Annotated in this window: 16 protein-coding genes; 11 read left to right on the top strand and 5 right to left on the bottom strand. The window is 61.9% G+C overall.

Annotated elements, in window-relative coordinates:
• The first annotated feature begins 502 nt into the window (after nucleotides 1–502).
• The 7 genes from rpmH to AC3RCJ_RS28290 all read left to right on the top strand — a co-directional run bounded on the left by rpmH (nucleotide 503) and on the right by AC3RCJ_RS28290 (nucleotide 5,266).
• Complete coding sequence (gene rpmH, locus AC3RCJ_RS28320) at nucleotides 503–637, top strand: 50S ribosomal protein L34 (RefSeq protein WP_010401996.1); 135 nt, start codon at nucleotides 503–505, stop codon at nucleotides 635–637.
• 8 nt (nucleotides 638–645) lie between these two features.
• On the top strand, nucleotides 646–1,098 hold the full coding sequence (gene rnpA / locus AC3RCJ_RS28315; RefSeq protein ID WP_492961198.1) for a ribonuclease P protein component: 453 nt from the start codon (nucleotides 646–648) through the stop codon (nucleotides 1,096–1,098).
• A complete protein-coding gene (gene yidD, locus AC3RCJ_RS28310; RefSeq protein WP_492961196.1) occupies nucleotides 1,095–1,355 on the top strand; it encodes a membrane protein insertion efficiency factor YidD in 261 nt (86 codons plus the stop codon). Before rnpA ends, yidD begins: the two co-directional genes overlap by 4 nt.
• 11 nt (nucleotides 1,356–1,366) lie before the next feature.
• Nucleotides 1,367–3,091: a membrane protein insertase YidC gene (gene yidC / locus AC3RCJ_RS28305; RefSeq protein ID WP_492961194.1), complete on the top strand. Its 1,725-nt coding sequence runs from the start codon at nucleotides 1,367–1,369 to the stop codon at nucleotides 3,089–3,091.
• A gap of 185 nt (nucleotides 3,092–3,276) precedes the next feature.
• Complete coding sequence (gene mnmE / locus AC3RCJ_RS28300; RefSeq protein WP_492961192.1) at nucleotides 3,277–4,656, top strand: tRNA uridine-5-carboxymethylaminomethyl(34) synthesis GTPase MnmE; 1,380 nt, start codon at nucleotides 3,277–3,279, stop codon at nucleotides 4,654–4,656.
• Nucleotides 4,657–4,667: 11 nt separating this feature from the next.
• Nucleotides 4,668–4,973, top strand: a complete 306-nt coding sequence (locus tag AC3RCJ_RS28295; RefSeq protein WP_492961190.1) for a hypothetical protein — start codon at nucleotides 4,668–4,670, stop codon at nucleotides 4,971–4,973.
• Nucleotides 4,974–5,065: 92 nt separating this feature from the next.
• Entirely contained in the window at nucleotides 5,066–5,266 is a 201-nt protein-coding gene (locus AC3RCJ_RS28290; protein WP_492961188.1) for a hypothetical protein, read from the top strand.
• Nucleotides 5,267–5,409: 143 nt separating this feature from the next.
• Here AC3RCJ_RS28290 and AC3RCJ_RS28285 read toward each other — a convergent pair whose 3' ends face one another.
• Nucleotides 5,410–6,045, bottom strand: a complete 636-nt coding sequence (locus AC3RCJ_RS28285; RefSeq protein ID WP_492961186.1) for an Hpt domain-containing protein — start codon at nucleotides 6,043–6,045, stop codon at nucleotides 5,410–5,412.
• 120 nt (nucleotides 6,046–6,165) lie between these two features.
• A complete protein-coding gene (locus tag AC3RCJ_RS28280) occupies nucleotides 6,166–7,119 on the bottom strand; it encodes a CAP domain-containing protein (RefSeq protein WP_492961184.1) in 954 nt (317 codons plus the stop codon).
• 241 nt (nucleotides 7,120–7,360) lie between these two features.
• Between AC3RCJ_RS28280 and pssA the strand changes: the two genes are divergently transcribed.
• Nucleotides 7,361–8,131: a CDP-diacylglycerol--serine O-phosphatidyltransferase gene (pssA, locus tag AC3RCJ_RS28275; RefSeq protein WP_492961334.1), complete on the top strand. Its 771-nt coding sequence runs from the start codon at nucleotides 7,361–7,363 to the stop codon at nucleotides 8,129–8,131.
• Nucleotides 8,132–8,133: 2 nt separating this feature from the next.
• On the opposite strand, the gene AC3RCJ_RS28270 is transcribed toward pssA, so the two are convergent.
• Together AC3RCJ_RS28270 and AC3RCJ_RS28265 are read right to left on the bottom strand one after the other, a co-directional pair.
• Nucleotides 8,134–9,060 carry an aldo/keto reductase gene (locus tag AC3RCJ_RS28270; protein WP_492961182.1) on the bottom strand — a complete coding sequence of 309 codons (927 nt, stop codon included), beginning with the start codon at nucleotides 9,058–9,060 and terminating at the stop codon, nucleotides 8,134–8,136.
• Nucleotides 9,061–9,113: 53 nt separating this feature from the next.
• On the bottom strand, nucleotides 9,114–9,677 hold the full coding sequence (locus AC3RCJ_RS28265; protein ID WP_492961180.1) for a TetR/AcrR family transcriptional regulator: 564 nt from the start codon (nucleotides 9,675–9,677) through the stop codon (nucleotides 9,114–9,116).
• 233 nt (nucleotides 9,678–9,910) lie between these two features.
• On the opposite strand from AC3RCJ_RS28265, the gene AC3RCJ_RS28260 reads away from it, so the two are divergent.
• The 3 genes from AC3RCJ_RS28260 to AC3RCJ_RS28250 are packed head-to-tail and all read left to right on the top strand — an operon-like array spanning nucleotide 9,911 to nucleotide 13,860.
• The gene (locus tag AC3RCJ_RS28260; protein WP_492961178.1) at nucleotides 9,911–10,603 is read left to right on the top strand and encodes a gluconate 2-dehydrogenase subunit 3 family protein; all 693 of its coding nucleotides are present in this window, start codon (nucleotides 9,911–9,913) and stop codon (nucleotides 10,601–10,603) included.
• Between the two features lie 51 nt (nucleotides 10,604–10,654).
• Nucleotides 10,655–12,442, top strand: a complete 1,788-nt coding sequence (locus AC3RCJ_RS28255; protein ID WP_492961176.1) for a GMC family oxidoreductase — start codon at nucleotides 10,655–10,657, stop codon at nucleotides 12,440–12,442.
• Between the two features lie 14 nt (nucleotides 12,443–12,456).
• Complete coding sequence (locus tag AC3RCJ_RS28250; protein ID WP_492961174.1) at nucleotides 12,457–13,860, top strand: cytochrome c; 1,404 nt, start codon at nucleotides 12,457–12,459, stop codon at nucleotides 13,858–13,860.
• 72 nt (nucleotides 13,861–13,932) lie between these two features.
• On the opposite strand, the gene AC3RCJ_RS28245 is transcribed toward AC3RCJ_RS28250, so the two are convergent.
• A complete protein-coding gene (locus AC3RCJ_RS28245; protein ID WP_492961172.1) occupies nucleotides 13,933–15,078 on the bottom strand; it encodes a D-alanyl-D-alanine carboxypeptidase family protein in 1,146 nt (381 codons plus the stop codon).
• Nucleotides 15,079–15,122: the final 44 nt, after the last annotated feature.

Here is a 15,122-nt window from a genome sequence, read left to right as displayed (position 1 = left end):
GTATGTCTATGTGAAAAGGTGTGGGAGGGCGTATCGATTCTGCCCTGCGGTCACCGTGTTGCAAGGCCGGCGTCGCGCGAGGGCTCGCCACACGTAACGCGCTATTCTACTCCCGACCGCCAAAGTTATCCACAGGCACGACTGTTATTTTTATGCGCCAGGGGTGTGGCGGCGTGTGCATAAGCGGTGACTTATCCCCCGGTTATCCCGTCTCAGGCAGTGCTGGTGCGGGCTTGGCGGCAGATGGGGAGCGGCGCGCAAATTTCCAGGCGATCACGGCAATCCTTGACAAGAGGGGGGCATATGCTGAATAATTCAGGGTTCCCCGCCCGTATTCCGTGTTTATTCATTTGGAACGACAATATGGACTAAGCGTGGATTAAGCGGGCGATGAGATTGGCCAGCTTGTGCCTTGGCATAAGTGCGCGATTGTCATTGGCACCAAAAACTGACGGGACGTCAGACCCGATTTTGCATTTTTTTTGTTTTTAGCGAGACCAACATGAAACGTACTTACCAACCTTCCGTCGTTCGCCGCAAGCGTACGCACGGCTTCCGCGCTCGTATGGCTACCCGTGGTGGCCGTGATGTGCTCAACGCACGTCGCGCAAAGGGCCGCAAACGTCTGGCCGTCTAGGCTTGTCGTTGACAGCTGATCGCGTGGCTAGCTGTACTCCAGTCGGCAATCAACGCGAAGGTTCACACGACTTCGCGCGCTTTCGGCGTATCGTTAAAACGGATGAATTTTCATCCGTTTTTCGTTTGCGCCCTTCGCAAAAAACAGCGCATTTTGTGCTGTACACCCGACACAATCAATTGCCGCATGCGCGGCTGGGCGTCGTTGTGGCGAAGCGTTTCGCGCCGCGCGCGGCGACCCGCAACACGATCAAGCGCGTCACGCGCGAGCTGTTTCGCAACAGCGCGCTGCCGCCGGTCGACTGCGTGGTGCGTTTGTCGCGCGCCGTCAACAGCAAGGATGGCCCGGCCACCACGACCCGGCTGAAAGCCGAGTTGCGCGAAGAATTGGGCCGCCTGTTCGCGGCGCAAATCGCCGCCCAGGCCCGTTCTGTTGCTGCGCCACCACCATCCGCGCCATGAAAACCCTGCTGCTGTTCCTGCTGCGCGCTTATCAGTTGCTGATCAGCCCCATGCTGGGACAGAATTGCCGTTTCTATCCGAGCTGTTCGCATTACGCGATGGAAGCGTTGCGCGTGCACGGCGCCGCCAAGGGCAGCCTGCTGGCTGCCAGACGCGTGTGCCGATGCCACCCCTGGAATGAAGGGGGCGTCGACCCGGTGCCGCCGGCCGATGGCAAACAATCTTCAACGACCGCTTGCGGTTGCAACCACTCCTGACAAATACCCTAATGGATATCAATAAACGTACCATCCTGTGGATCGTGTTTTCCGTCTCGCTGGTAATTCTCTGGAACGAATGGATGATCTCGAACGGCAAGCCGTCGATGTTCTCCGCGAACACGGAACAAACCGCCAAGGCGCCCGTCACCCCGGCCAAGACCGTCCTGCCGGCTGCCGGCGCGACCGCCGTGCCTGGCGAAGCGACCGATCCCGCCGCGTTCAAGCGCGAAGTGATTACCATCACGACCGATGTCATCAAGGTCGACATCGACAGCCTCGGTGGCCAGGTCAAGCGTCTGGAATTGCTGAAGTTCAAGGGCGCGGGCAATCCGGGCTGGTTTGGCGGCTGCTTCGGCCTGTTCAAATGGTGCCAGCCTGACGAAGGCAAGCAAAACGAAGTGCTGTTCGACGTCGGCAGCAACCACACCTACCTGGCGCAGTCGGGCCTGGTCGGCGGTCCTTTCCCGACGCATAACACGGGCTTTACCGTCCAGCCTGGCGTACGCACGCTGGCCGATGGCAAGCAGGTCCAGCTGGTCATGGAAGCGGTTGAAGGCGGCGTCAAGCTGACCAAGACGTTTACCTTCAAGCGCGGCGACTACGTCATCGACGTGCGCCACGACGTGTCCAACGTGGGCGCGGCCCCTGTCACGCCGCAGCTGTACCTGCAGCTGACGCATGACGGCAACAAGCCGGTCGGCGACTCGTTCTTCAACAGCAGCTTCACCGGTCCTACCCTGTACACGCCACAGGACAAGTACCAGAAGATGACGTTCGAGAAGATCGAAAAAGCCGCCGTGGAAGACGAAAAGAAGGGCAACGACAACGCCATGAAGAGCCTGCATCCGCAATCGGCGAATGGCGGCTGGTTTGCGATTTCGCAGCACTTCTTCGTCTCGGCCTTTGTACCGCCAGACAACGTCAAGCGTGACATCTTCACGAAAAAGCTCGACACCAACCTGTATGCCATCGGCAACGTGCTGCCGCTGCCTACCCTGGCGCCAGGCGCCTCGGCCAGCATGGACAGCAAGCTGTACTCGGGTCCGCAAATCGCGCACCTGCTCGAATCGGTATCGCCTGGCCTGGAACTGGTCAAGGATTACGGCTGGCTGACCATCATCGCCAAGCCGATCTTCTGGGTCATGGAACACATCCACAGCGTGCTCGGTAACTGGGGCTGGACCATCATCGCCTTCACCATCCTGATCAAGCTGGCGTTCTTCCCCCTGTCGGCCGCCGGCTACCGCAGCATGGCCAAGATGAAACTGGTCACGCCGAAGATGCAGGCCATCCGCGAGCGCTACAAGGGCGACCCGCAAAAGATGAACCAGGCCACGATGGAGCTGTACAAGACGGAAAAGATCAATCCGCTGGGCGGCTGCCTGCCGATCCTGATCCAGATGCCGGTCTTTATCGCCCTGTACTGGGTGCTGAACGCGTCCGTGGAAATCCGCGGCGCGCCATGGATAGGCTGGATCACCGACCTGGCCCAGCATGACCCATGGTGCATCCTGCCGGTGTTGTACGCGATCTCGATGTACATCACGACCAAGCTGAATCCGGCCCCGGCCGATCCGATGCAAGCGAAGATGATGCTGTTCATGCCGTTGGCATTCTCGGTGATGTTCTTCTTCTTCCCGTCGGGCTTGGTACTCTACTGGGTCGTCAACAACGTCCTGTCGATCGGCCAGCAATGGGTGATCACCAAGAAATACGCGCCGTCCACTGTGTAAGCAGGGTTAGCGAAGTAAAAGCCCGCCTAGTGCGGGCTTTTTAATTCTTGTAGGTCGGATTAGCGTGGCAAGGCCACGCGTAATCCGACACTATCGCCAGCGTGTGCTGCGTCGGCTTACGCGCTGCGCGCTAAGCCGACCTACGTTGCTGCACCTTCCCTTGCCGTACCTATTACAATATCCCCATGAAACTCGACTCTTCCCCTATCGCCGCCATCGCCACCGCTCCCGGACGCGGCGGCATCGGCGTGGTACGCGCCTCCGGCAAAAACCTCGCACCGTTGATGACGGCCCTGTTCGGCGCGCAAACGCTGAAACCGCGCCACGCCACCTATCTGCCGTTCACGGAAGCCGATGGCAGCATCATCGACCAGGGCATCGCCATCCACTTCAAGGGTCCGCATTCCTACACGGGCGAAGACGTGCTGGAATTGCAGGGTCACGGCGGCCCCATCGTGCTGCAACTGCTGCTGGCGCGCGTGCTCGAGGCAGGCCGGGACAGCGGCCTGCGCCTGGCCGAACCGGGCGAATTCACGCGCCGCGCTTTCCTCAATGACAAGCTTGACCTGGCGCAAGCCGAAGCCGTGGCCGACCTGATCGACGCGTCCACGGAAGCGGCCGCCAAGTCCGCCTCGCAATCGCTGTCGGGCGCGTTCTCGAACACCATCCACGCGCTGGTGGAGCAGGTGACGGGTTTAAGGATGCTGGTCGAGGCAACGCTGGACTTCCCGGAGGAAGAAATCGATTTCCTGGAAAAATCGAATGCGCGCGGCCAATTAAAGGCCGTCATCGAAGCGTTAAATAAAGTGTTTGCCCAGGCGGCGCAGGGCGCGCTGCTGCGCGAAGGCTTGAATGTCGTGCTGGCGGGCCAGCCCAACGTGGGCAAGTCATCGTTGCTGAATGCGCTCGCGGGCGCCGACGTGGCGATTGTGACGCCGATCGCCGGCACCACGCGCGACAAGGTCAGCGAAACCATCCAGATCGAGGGCATTCCGCTCAACATCATCGACACGGCCGGCATCCGCAGCGCGGGCGACACCATCGACGCCGTCGAGCGCATCGGCATCGAGCGCACCTGGGGCGAGATCGGCAAGGCGGACGTGATCCTGCACCTGCTGGACGCCGATCATGGCCCGACGCTGGCCGATGAAACCATCGTCGCCGCCTTCCCGGAAGGCGTGCCCGTGGTGCGCGTGTGGAACAAGATCGACCTGTCCGGCCACAAGCCCGGCGTCGACAGCTTGCCGGACGCCACCCACGTTTATCTCTCTGCGCACGAGCATATCGGCATCGACCTGCTGCGCGCCGAGCTGCTGCGCATCGCCGGCTGGCAGCAGACGGGCGAATCGCTGTACCTGGCGCGCGAACGTCATTTGATCGCGCTCAAGTCGGCCGGCAAGCACTTGCATATCGCCGCCGAGCACGCGGCGCAGGACGACCAGTCGCTGGACCTGTTTGCCGAAGAGCTGCGTCTGGCGCAGGTGCAGCTGTCGAGCATCACGGGCGAGTTCTCGCCCGACGATTTGCTCGGCGTGATCTTCAGCCGTTTCTGTATCGGCAAGTAAGAGGGCGGGCAATGAAAGTCCTCATCGTTGGCGTGCTGTGCTGCCTGCCCCTGCTGTCCACGGCACAGGAAAAACTGCCGCGCGACGTGCTCCAGTTCATGGAGCATGCGCAAATGTGCGAGCATTTTGCCGGCGAATGGGATGATAACGACAAGGCGCGGCAGCGCGAGATCATTGCGGCCGTGAACGATTCCTGCGGCCAGGCGCAGCGGCAATGGAAGCGCCTGTCCGCCAAGTATGCAAGGCAGCCGCGGCTGCTGAAAATCATGGACGAACAGGCCAATGACGCCGTGCGCAGCTACCGGAAGTCACGCTAGCATCTGCCCCGTTGAGAAATGTCATGGAGTCCAAACTGCGCTGACGTAATCTTGCTGAGCGGCCTTGAAGTGCCGCTAGGAAAGGAAGCGCCATGGACAGCAAACAGCCGGATGTCGTGGAAGGCGAGGCGGAGGTGATGGCGCGGCCATTGCCGGCCATGCCGGAATTGATCGCTTCCCTGCCGCCTAAGGGCGCATGTTGGTACTGCGACAAGCCGCTCGACGCCGTGCGCCGCTTTTGCTGCAAGAGTTGTTGTGTGGCGTATGCAGAGGAGGCGCAGTACAACAGCTGAACGGCAACGGACTGTGCGGCCAGTAGCGCCGCCGTGGAGTGTGAATTGTTGCTACTGCGACAAGCCGCTTTTGTTGCAAGCGTTGCGGCCTGGCGTATGCGGAGGAGGCGCAGTACAACAGCTGAGCGGCGGCGGGCTGTGCGTTATCGGCGCCGCAGCAGCGCCGCCAGGGCGCCGTCGAAATCGAACTCGTGCGCGGCGGCGGCCACTTCGTGGTACACATTCACGCCCAGGCTGGCGGCCAGCAGGCTGGCTGAATTTTCCAGGATATCGATGGCCGCGCCGTCGCCTTCGCGCAGATGGCTGGCCAGGCGCGCCAGCAGCAGCTGGATGGCGGGCGCGGCCGGGTCAGGCGCCACATCTTGCGCGGCCGTGTGGCCTTCGTCCGGCGTGCCCAGCATGCAGCTGACGGCGCCCAGCAATTGATCCTGTGCCAGTTCCAGCTGCAGCATCTGCCGTTCCAGGTCTGGCGCCTGGGCCCGCAAAGCGGCCTCCAGGGTTGCCGACAGACTATGCACCTGGCGCGCGCCTATCATGCCGGCCGCGCCTTTCAAGGTATGTGTCTTCAGGCGGGCACAAGCGTAATTGCCGGCGTTGAATTCGGTACGGATCTGGCACGGCGTGGTGCCATGGTCGTGCAGGAAGCGGCGCAGGATTTTCAGGTACAGGAGGCGGTCACCCATGATGCGGCCCAGGCCGTTCTCGACATCGAGAATCCGGACCATGTCGGATGCCGAGATGGCGGCATCATCATCGCAGGTGGCGTATGGTTTCATCATGCCTAGGGTGATAGAGCCAAAAGCGGGTCGAGGGCAGATACAGCAGCCACCATCATTCTACATCCAGAAGCTGTCAACGCCGCGCCCGCTTGTGATCGCCGGGCGCGGCGCCCGCCCCGCCTAGCGTGTCGTGAATGACCAGGTGCGCGTCACGTCGACGCCACTGACTTTCCCGATGAAACTCACGTCGTAGGTGGTGCCGGCATTCAACGGCGCCAAGGGGATGATGGCGACGGCCGATACCGGTGTATGCGCATCGTTATCGCTCTTGAGCAGGCGCACCGCCAGGTCGCTGCCGGCGCCGCGCTGGCGCACGCTGAAGGCCGTCACGCCGAGGGGGGCGCCGAATGTCGCATGCACGCTGATCGGATAGCCGACGATGTCCTGGTTGGGCACGGGATCGGGCGATTCGTTATCGCTGGAGAAACTGGTGGCGACCTTGAGCTGGCCGCTGAATGGGTAAGTGATGACTTGTCCGGCCGGCAAGCCGCCGCCATTGCTGGTGCTGCCGGCAAAATCGGTGGTGAAGTAGGCGTAGCCGCTGTTGTTGACGACGGCGCCGGCGCCGCCTTCCTTGAATAGCGGTTCAAAAATGACAAAGCGGTGATAGATGGCCGTGATCAGTTCCTCAGCCAGGTAAAAGCCCGAGGTATTCGCCGCGCCGGCGATGACTTCGCCCTGCAGGGATGGAATCGCATAGCCGGCCTTGCTCAGGCGCTCCCTGAGGGTGGCGCCCGTAAATCCCGGTTTGCCGCTGATTTCATCGTGCGCGACGATATTGTTGGCATTCAGATAGGCGGAATGGTTTTGCGCGGCGGCATCGATCAGGCTGTTGCGTGCCAGCTGTGTCACACCCATCTGATTGCGCCGGTAATTGATCCAGTTGAAGCCGTCGGTGGCGATGTTGTTGCTGAGGGCGGGGGCGCCGGGTTCCTGCGTCAGTTGTCCCGCTGGCGTCGCGGTCGACAGCGAGGCCGTGCCGCCATCGCTGCTCCCGCCGCCGCATGCGCTCAGCAGCGCTGCAATCAGGAGGGCCGGTAGCCATGGTTTGCTATGCTGAAATGGGGCGATCAAGCGAACTCCTGTTTTAAAAGGTGGGACTATGCCACGCTGCCATGGCGGAGAGCTGTGAATCGATTCTAAGGCATTTTTATATGCCGTAGAGCATCAGCTAAAAGATATGTCGCAGCACCGTGCGGGGACGGTGCCATGGCCGCACAGGGTAGAATGAGGATAACGCATCGTTTTCCAGCCTGCTGCTTTTTCCCTGATTTCTTTGATTGCCGATAATTTGAACACATTGCCCAAGTCGCGCCTGCAGCGCGCCAAGTACGCCTTGCCCAGCATGGTGACGTTGCTGTCGATAGCCTGCGGTTTTGCCAGCATCGTCATTTCCGTCGATAACGCCGGTGTCGGCGACCCTGCCGACTACCGGCTGGCCGCCGCATTGCTGGTCCTGGCGGGCGTCTTCGATGCCCTCGACGGCTATGTGGCGCGCCTGACGAACACCAGCTCGCAGTTCGGTGTGCAGCTCGATTCCATCGCCGACGTGATGAATTTCGGCTGCGCCCCTGCGGTCTTGTTGTATTGCTATGGTTTTGTGCAGATGGGCGTGCACGATCCGCTGCTGCTGCGCTTTGGCGGCATGGCCAGCTTCTTCTTTGTTGCCTGCGGCGCCATGCGCCTGGCGCGCTTCAATGTGAACGTGGGGCATACCGACCCCATGTATTTTGTCGGCATGCCGATCACGGCCGGCGCCGCCTGCGTGGCTGCCGTGGTGGTGGCCTGGCCGGCGCCCATCGATTCAACCTTGCACAGCTATCTGATCATGCTGCTGCTCGTCGGCGTGGGCAGCCTGATGGTGTCGACCTTGCGCTTCCCCAGCTCCAAGCAAAAGAAAAGCCTGGCCGCGCTGCTGGTGCTGATCGTCGCCGTCGCCCTGCTGGTGTGGCTGAAGACCAGTTTCTTTGCGCTGTTCTTTGCCGTCTACATCGCCGCCACCCTGGCGCTGAACCTGGCGTGGTACCTGGGCTGGCGCGGCATTGCCTTACCCCAGGTATTCAACGACCCGGACGAGATCGATTAATCTCAGGCCACCTCGTGCCCGCGCGCGGCGCGCAGGATGGCGAACCAGTCGCTGCGGCTGAGCGTAAACTGCGTGCCTTCCACGGCCACGCCCACGGCCTCGATGCGGCCCGTGCCCGTCAGCGGCAGGGGCCGGCAAGGCAGTTGCATGATCCACGCAAAGACCACGCTGGCAAACGGGCGCTGCAGCTGGTCGGCGATCTGCTTGATGACATTGCGCAAATTCTCCACGTTCGCGTCGCCACCCTGGAACAGGCGTCCCCCCGCCAGCGGCGACCAGATCATCGGCGCCACCCCCACGTCCTGCAAGCCGTCGAAGGTTGCGTCGAACAGCGGTGCCACATGCAGCGGTGAAAATTCCACCTGGTTCGTCACCAGCGGGAAGCGCCGGTGCAGGCACTCGAACTGGTGGCGGCTGAAGTTCGACACGCCAAAGTGCAGCACCTTGCCCGCTTGCTTGAGCTGGGTGAAGGCGCCGGCGATCTCGTCGAAATCCATCAGCGGGTCGGGACGGTGGATCAGCAGCAAGTCCAGGCGGTCCGTGTGCAACTGGCGCAAGCTGTGTTCCACGGAACTGGTGATGTGCGCCGCGCTCGTGTCGTAATGCTGGATGGCATGGCCGGGGCGGTGCGGCGACAGCAGCTTGATGCCGCACTTGCTGACCAGCTCCATCTTCTCGCGCAAGCCCGGCTGCAGGGCCAGCGCTTCGCCAAACAGGCCTTCGGCGCTGTAGTCGCCATAGATATCGGCATGGTCGAAACTCGATACGCCCAGCGCCAGGCATTGTTCGATGAAGGCCAGGCGCTGCTGCGCCGACATATTCCACTCGCCGATGCGCCACATGCCGGCGACGATGCGCGACAGTTCGGGACCGTTGCTGCTCAAACGGCTGCGCGGCGCTTGCAGGCTGGCGGGAAATACATGGCTCATGGGCTGGCTTTCTAGTGGTGGCGAAGAAGCTTACGCCACGATTATATCCAGAGCTACAACATGCTGCGGATAAAGCGGCAGCAACGCTGTTGCAGGGCATCGTCGAGCACGCCGCCGAGCTGCATCTGGTACACCAGCGCCGATTGCAGCATGAAGGCGAACAGGCGCAGGTCGAGGTCGGCGCGCACGCCGATCTGCGTCAGGCGCTGCACCACGAGGGTAATCCACGGGGCGACGATCTGCTCGCGAAAGCGCAGCTGCGCGGCCGCGTCGTCGTGGATCAGCACCAATAAGTCGCAGGTGAAGCGGCCGTCGGCGTTCAGGTTGTCGAAGATGCGCGCGCAGATCGCCTCGATTTCCTGGCCATCGGGCATGTCGAGTGCGCGCTGCAGCTTTTCCGCCGTGCGCTTGACGAGCGCGTCAAGCAGCATGTCTTCGCGCCGCGGCCAGCGCCGGTAAATCGTCTGGCGCCCCACGCCGGCCACGTCGGCCACCATTTGTATCGTCACTGCGTCGAGCCCATGCTGGCGCACCAGCATGACGATCGCTTCCAGTACTGCATCTTCCACGCCCGCCTTGCGCGGGCGGCCACGCGCCACTGCCTCTTTTTTGATCACGTCTAGCCTGTCTCTGAAGGTTTCTTTTAATTATGGTACGATGCGCACCGTAAATGCAAAGCAACTGCTTGTCAATCATCCTGGTCAACTAACCAAGAGATGGACGGTGGAGCGCCGCGATCATCCCAGTCTTTCCAACGTGAACTCTGCACTCTCCGCGGCGCGTGCCCGCATTTTCTGTCTGACTCCCACATCCATCACTGTGGCGGCTCGTGCCGCCTGAGGAAAAACCTATGAAAATCATCGGGATTTCGCCCCATCGGCGTAACTTCCTGCGCAAGGCCGTCGGCGCCGCGCCTGCTATGGCCTTGCTGGCCGGCGCCGGCGGCGGGCTGGCCATGGCCGTCTCCAAAGACCAGCCTGCCTACAAGCCCACTTTTTTCAACGCCACGGAATGGGCCACCTTGAGCGCGCTGGTCGACCGCCTGATCCCGGCCGATGGCGAAGGACCGGGCGCGCTGGAAGCGGGCGCGCATGAGTTCATCGATGCGCAGATGAACACGCCGTACGCGTATGGCGCGCTGTGGTACATGCAGGGGCCGTTCGTGCCCTCGATCGAACAGTTCGGCTACCAGTTTCACATGGCGCCGCGCGAGCTGTACCAGAGCGCCCTGGCCGGCGTCAACGCGGCCGTGCAGAAACAGTCCGGCAAGCCTTTCGTCCAGCTGAATGCGGCCGAGCGCGACGCCGTCATCACGCAATTGCAAAAGGGTACTTTGGACATCGGCGCAGTGCCATCGAAAGTCTTTTTCAACCAGCTGCTGCAAAACACGCGCGAAGGTTATTTTTGCGACCCCGTACACGGCGGCAACAAGGACATGCTGGCCTGGAAGATGGTGGGCTTCCCCGGCGCGCGCGCCGACTACATGGATTGGGTGGAGCAGTATGGCAAGAAATACCCGCTTCCTCCTGTGTCGATTGCCTAAGCCTGTAACCGCAACGTTTTTGTAGTAGATCAAAGAAAAAGAAAAACCATCATGAGTGATATCAAACCCGATGTAAAAATGAAGCCTGTCGATGCCGTGATTGTCGGCTTCGGCTGGACCGGCGCCATCATGGCCAAGGAATTGACGGAAGCGGGCCTGAACGTGGTCGCGCTGGAACGCGGCGAGTACCGCGACACCTATCCCGACGGCGCCTATCCGAAGACCCTCGACGAGCTGACCTACATCCAGCGCAGCAAGCTGTTCCAGGACATGTCGAAGAGCACGTTCACCTTCCGCCACAGCATCACGGGCGTGGCCGTGCCCTACCGCCAGATCGGCGCCTTCAAGCCCGGCACGGGCGTGGGCGGCGCGGGCTTGCACTGGTCGGGCATGCACTGGCGCGTCCTGCCGGAAGAGCTGCAAATCCGCAGCCACTACGAACGCCGCTACGGCAAGAAATTCATTCCCGAAGGCATGACGATCCAGGACTTTGGCGTGACTTACGCCGAGCTGGAGCCGCACTTCGATTTCGTCGAAAAAGTCTTCGGCACCTCGGGCCAGGCGTACAAGGTCAACGGCATCGTCGTCGGCGACGGCAATGTGTTCGAGGGCGACCGCTCCGACAATTACGCGCTGGCGCCGCAAAAAGTGCCGTACACGGCGGAATTGTTCCGCCGCGCGGCCAAGGCCGTCGGCTACCACCCCTTCGTCAACGCCTCGTCGAACGCGTCCGGCCCGTACACGAATCCGTATGGCTGCCAGATGGGCCCGTGCAACTTCTGCGGTTTCTGCTCCGGCTACGCCTGCTACAACTATTCCAAGGCTTCGCCCAACGTCAACATCATGCCGGCCCTGCGCATGGTGGCCAATTTTGAATTGCGCGCCAACTGCAACGTCGTGCGCATCAACCTCGACGGCAGCAAAAAACGCGCCACGGGCGTGACGTATATCAATGCGGATGGCAAGGCCGTCGAGCAACCTGCCGAGCTGGTCATCGCCAGCGCCTTTGCGTACAACAATGCGCACCTGTTCCTGCTGTCGGGCATCGGCCAGCCGTATGACCCGGTCAGCAACGAGGGCGTGGTGGGGCGCAATATCGCCTACCAGATGATGTCCACCATCCAGACTTTCTTCAAGGAAGACACGAACACGAATCCCTTCATCGGCGCCGGCGGCACCGGTGTCGCGCTCGATGACTGGAATGGCGACAATTTCGACCATGGCCCGCTGGGCTTTGTCGGCGGTTCGCCCGCCTGGTGCAATCCGGCCGGCTCCAAGCCGATCTCCGGTATCGCCACGCCGGACGGCACGCCCGCCTGGGGTTCTGCCTGGAAAAAGGCCGTCAAGAAGAGCTATTTGAACACGGTGTCGTTCGATTGCCACGGCGCCAACATGACTTACCGCGACTGCTATGTCGACCTCGACCCGACCTACACGGACAAGTATGGCCAGCAATTGCTGCGCTTTACCTTCGACTGGAAGGAAAACGACATCAAGATGAGCCGTTTCGTCACCGACAAGATGATGAAGGTGGCCGAGGCCATGAATCCCGAGTCGATCAAGGTTGCCGTCAAGAGCGTGGGCGACCACCTCGATCTGCGCAACTACCAGACCACGCACTGGGCGGGCGGCACGGCCATGGGCGCGGACCGCAAGACCAGCGTCGTCAACCGCTACCTGCAAAGCTGGGACGTGCACAACGTGTTTGCCGTCGGCTCCAGCGTGTTCCCGGTCGGCATAGGCTACAACCCGACGGGCCTGGCCTGCGCGCTGACCTATTGGTCGGCCAAGGCCATCCGCGAGCAATACCTGCAAGATCCCCGTCCCCTGGTCGCTTGATAAAGAACAAGAAGATGAACAACACATTCACCCAAACAGTGGGCGCGCTGCTGCTGGCGCTCGCCGCCAGTACCCCCAGCACCGCCCTGTCTGCCACCACGGCCGCCACCGTCCCGAAGGCCCAGCTGATACGCCAGGGCGAATACCTGGCCCGCGCCGGCGACTGCATCGCCTGCCACACGGCCGGCACGCACGGTAAACCGTTCGCGGGCGGCCTGGGCATGGATACGCCGATCGGCAAGGTGTATTCCACGAATATTACGCCGGATAAAAAGGCTGGCATCGGCGACTGGAGCTTTGCCGATTTCGACAAGCTGATGCGCACCGGCGTGACCAAACACGGCTATACCGTGTATCCGGCCATGCCCTATCCCTCGTACTCGCGCCTGAGCGAGGCCGACATGCAGGCGCTGTACGCCTATTTCATGCATGGCGTGAAGGCGGACCCGACGCCGAACAAGGCGGCCGACATTCCGTGGCCGCTGTCGATGCGTTTTCCGCTGACCATCTGGCGCTGGGCGTTCGCCCCCACGCCGCAGCCGTACAAGGTGCCGGCCACGGGCGACGCGCAATTGCTGCGCGGCGCCTACCTGGTGCAGGGCCTGGGCCACTGCGGCGCCTGCCACACGGCGCGCGGCGTGGGCATGCAGGAAAAATCGCTGACGGATGCGGGCAATACCACCTTCCTGGCGGGCGGCGGCGTGATCGACGGCTGGTCCGTGCCATCGTTGCGCAATGAACATGGCGGCGGCCTGGCGCGCTGGAGCACGAACGATATTGTCGAATTCCTCAAGACGGGCCGCAACAGCCATACGGCCTCGTTCGGCGCCATGAACGACGTGGTGGCCCATTCCATGCAGCACATGACGGATGGCGACCTGGCGGCGATGGCGAAATACCTGAAGTCCCTGCCGCCATCGAACCCAAGCACGCCCGCCTTCGTGGCCGACGACAAGCTGGGCAAGCAATTGTTCAGCGGCATCGTCAATTCCCAGGGCGCGCAGCTCTACCTGGACCGCTGCGCCGGTTGCCACCGTTCCGACGGCAAGGGCTACGACAAGGCTTTCCCTGCGCTGGCCGGCAATGCCGTGCTGCAGACGAACGATCCAACCTCGGCCATCAACATCGTGCTGTCGGGCGGCGCCGTGCCGGCCACGCGCACGGCGCCGTCGGCGCTGACGATGGCGCCGTATGCCGACATTTTCAATGACGAGCAGACCGCGCAGGTGGTGACCTTCATCCAGACCAGCTGGGGCAACCGCGGCACGCCCGTGACGGCGGCGCAGGTGGCCAAGGTGCGCAAGGTGTCCGTGCCGGTGGAGCCATCGCAGACGGAAGCGACGTTTGCGGCCGGCCGCCACGGCACCTTCCCGCCCGTGGCGCGCCAGCCGCACTTGAAGGATGCGCCGGCGAAGTAAGCTGACGTAACGCAAGACGAAAAAAATGCCCGCAGCAGCTGCGGGCATTTTTTATGGAGGAACGCTAACGGCTTATTTCATCCACAGGCGCATCGAATCCCAGGCGCGGCCGAAGATCGTGGCCTGGTTGATGGTTTCCAGCGCCACAACGGGCAGTTCCAGCAAGACCTTGTCGTCGACCATCATTTTCAATTTGCCGACCGGCGCGTTTTCAGCCAGTGGCGCGACCAGCGGGTCCTTGCGTTCCAGCACAGGCTTCATCTTGGCGGCCGTGCCTTTTGGTACGGTGACGAGCACGTCGCGGGCGAAACCGATTTTCACGGTGCCTTTCGAGCCTTTCCACACTTCCGGCGTGGCCACGGCCTGGCCTTTCGAGTACAGCTTGACCGTATCGAAGTTCTGGAAGCCCCAGTTCAGCAGCTTCTGGCTTTCCTGCGTGCGTGCCTGGTCGGACGAGGTGCCCAGCATGACGGAGATCAAACGGCGCTCGCCCGTGCCGCCTGGACGGCGGGCCGAGGCGATCATGCAATAGCCGGCCGCTTCCGTGTGGCCCGTCTTCATGCCATCGACGGTTGGGTCCAGCCACAGCAGGCGGTTACGGTTAGGCTGGGTAATCTTGTTGTAGGTAAAACTCTTGATGGAGTCGATTTTATAGAATTCAGGATAGTCGGCGATCACGCGCTGGGCCAGTACGGACAGATCTTGCGCCGTGGAATAGTTATCCGGGCTGGGCAAGCCATGCGGATTGGCAAAACGCGTGTTTTTCATCCCCATGCGCTGGGCTTCGCGGTTCATCAGCACGACGAAGGTGCCTTCGTCGCCGGCAACGGCTTCAGCCAGCGCCACGGCGGCGTCGTTACCCGATTGAATCATCAGGCCGTGCAGCAAGTCGTCGATCGAGACAGGCGTGGCCGGGTCGATGAACATCTTCGAGCTGCTCGAATCGACTTTCCATGCGCGCACGGACACGTTTACTTTCTGATCCAGCGCCAGTTTCTTTTCGCGGATGGCGGCAAACGTCAGGTAGGCCGTCATGATCTTGGTCAGCGATGCCGGCTCGATACGGGCGTCCGGATCTTGCGAAGCAATGATCTGGCCACTGGTGGCGTCGAGCAGCAGCCAGGATTTGGCGGCGATGGTCGGTGCAGGAACGTGCTGGGCGTGGGCGGCGGATAGGAAAAGTACACTGGAGGCCAGTGCCGCTAAAAGTTTTTTCATGGAGGCTGGTCTGCGAAAAAGATGAAGGCTGAGGGCCACGCAGT

The organism is Janthinobacterium sp. GW822-FHT07H11, assembly GCF_058798615.1.
This window is presented reverse-complemented; position numbering and strand designations above follow the sequence as displayed.

Bases quoted from the DNA above. Each gene is read 5' to 3' on its own strand.
- rpmH (WP_010401996.1), top strand. From the start codon at position 503: ATGAAACGTACTTACCAACCTTCCGTCGTTCGCCGCAAGCGTACGCAC.
- yidD (WP_492961196.1), top strand. From the start codon at position 1,095: ATGAAAACCCTGCTGCTGTTCCTGCTGCGCGCTTATCAGTTGCTGATC.
- yidC (WP_492961194.1), top strand. From the start codon at position 1,367: ATGGATATCAATAAACGTACCATCCTGTGGATCGTGTTTTCCGTCTCG.
- mnmE (WP_492961192.1), top strand. From the start codon at position 3,277: ATGAAACTCGACTCTTCCCCTATCGCCGCCATCGCCACCGCTCCCGGA.
- AC3RCJ_RS28295 (WP_492961190.1), top strand. From the start codon at position 4,668: ATGAAAGTCCTCATCGTTGGCGTGCTGTGCTGCCTGCCCCTGCTGTCC.
- AC3RCJ_RS28290 (WP_492961188.1), top strand. From the start codon at position 5,066: ATGGACAGCAAACAGCCGGATGTCGTGGAAGGCGAGGCGGAGGTGATG.
- AC3RCJ_RS28285 (WP_492961186.1), bottom strand. From the start codon at position 6,045: ATGATGAAACCATACGCCACCTGCGATGATGATGCCGCCATCTCGGCA.
- AC3RCJ_RS28270 (WP_492961182.1), bottom strand. From the start codon at position 9,060: ATGAGCCATGTATTTCCCGCCAGCCTGCAAGCGCCGCGCAGCCGTTTG.
- AC3RCJ_RS28260 (WP_492961178.1), top strand. From the start codon at position 9,911: ATGAAAATCATCGGGATTTCGCCCCATCGGCGTAACTTCCTGCGCAAG.
- AC3RCJ_RS28255 (WP_492961176.1), top strand. From the start codon at position 10,655: ATGAGTGATATCAAACCCGATGTAAAAATGAAGCCTGTCGATGCCGTG.
- AC3RCJ_RS28250 (WP_492961174.1), top strand. From the start codon at position 12,457: ATGAACAACACATTCACCCAAACAGTGGGCGCGCTGCTGCTGGCGCTC.
- AC3RCJ_RS28245 (WP_492961172.1), bottom strand. From the start codon at position 15,078: ATGAAAAAACTTTTAGCGGCACTGGCCTCCAGTGTACTTTTCCTATCC.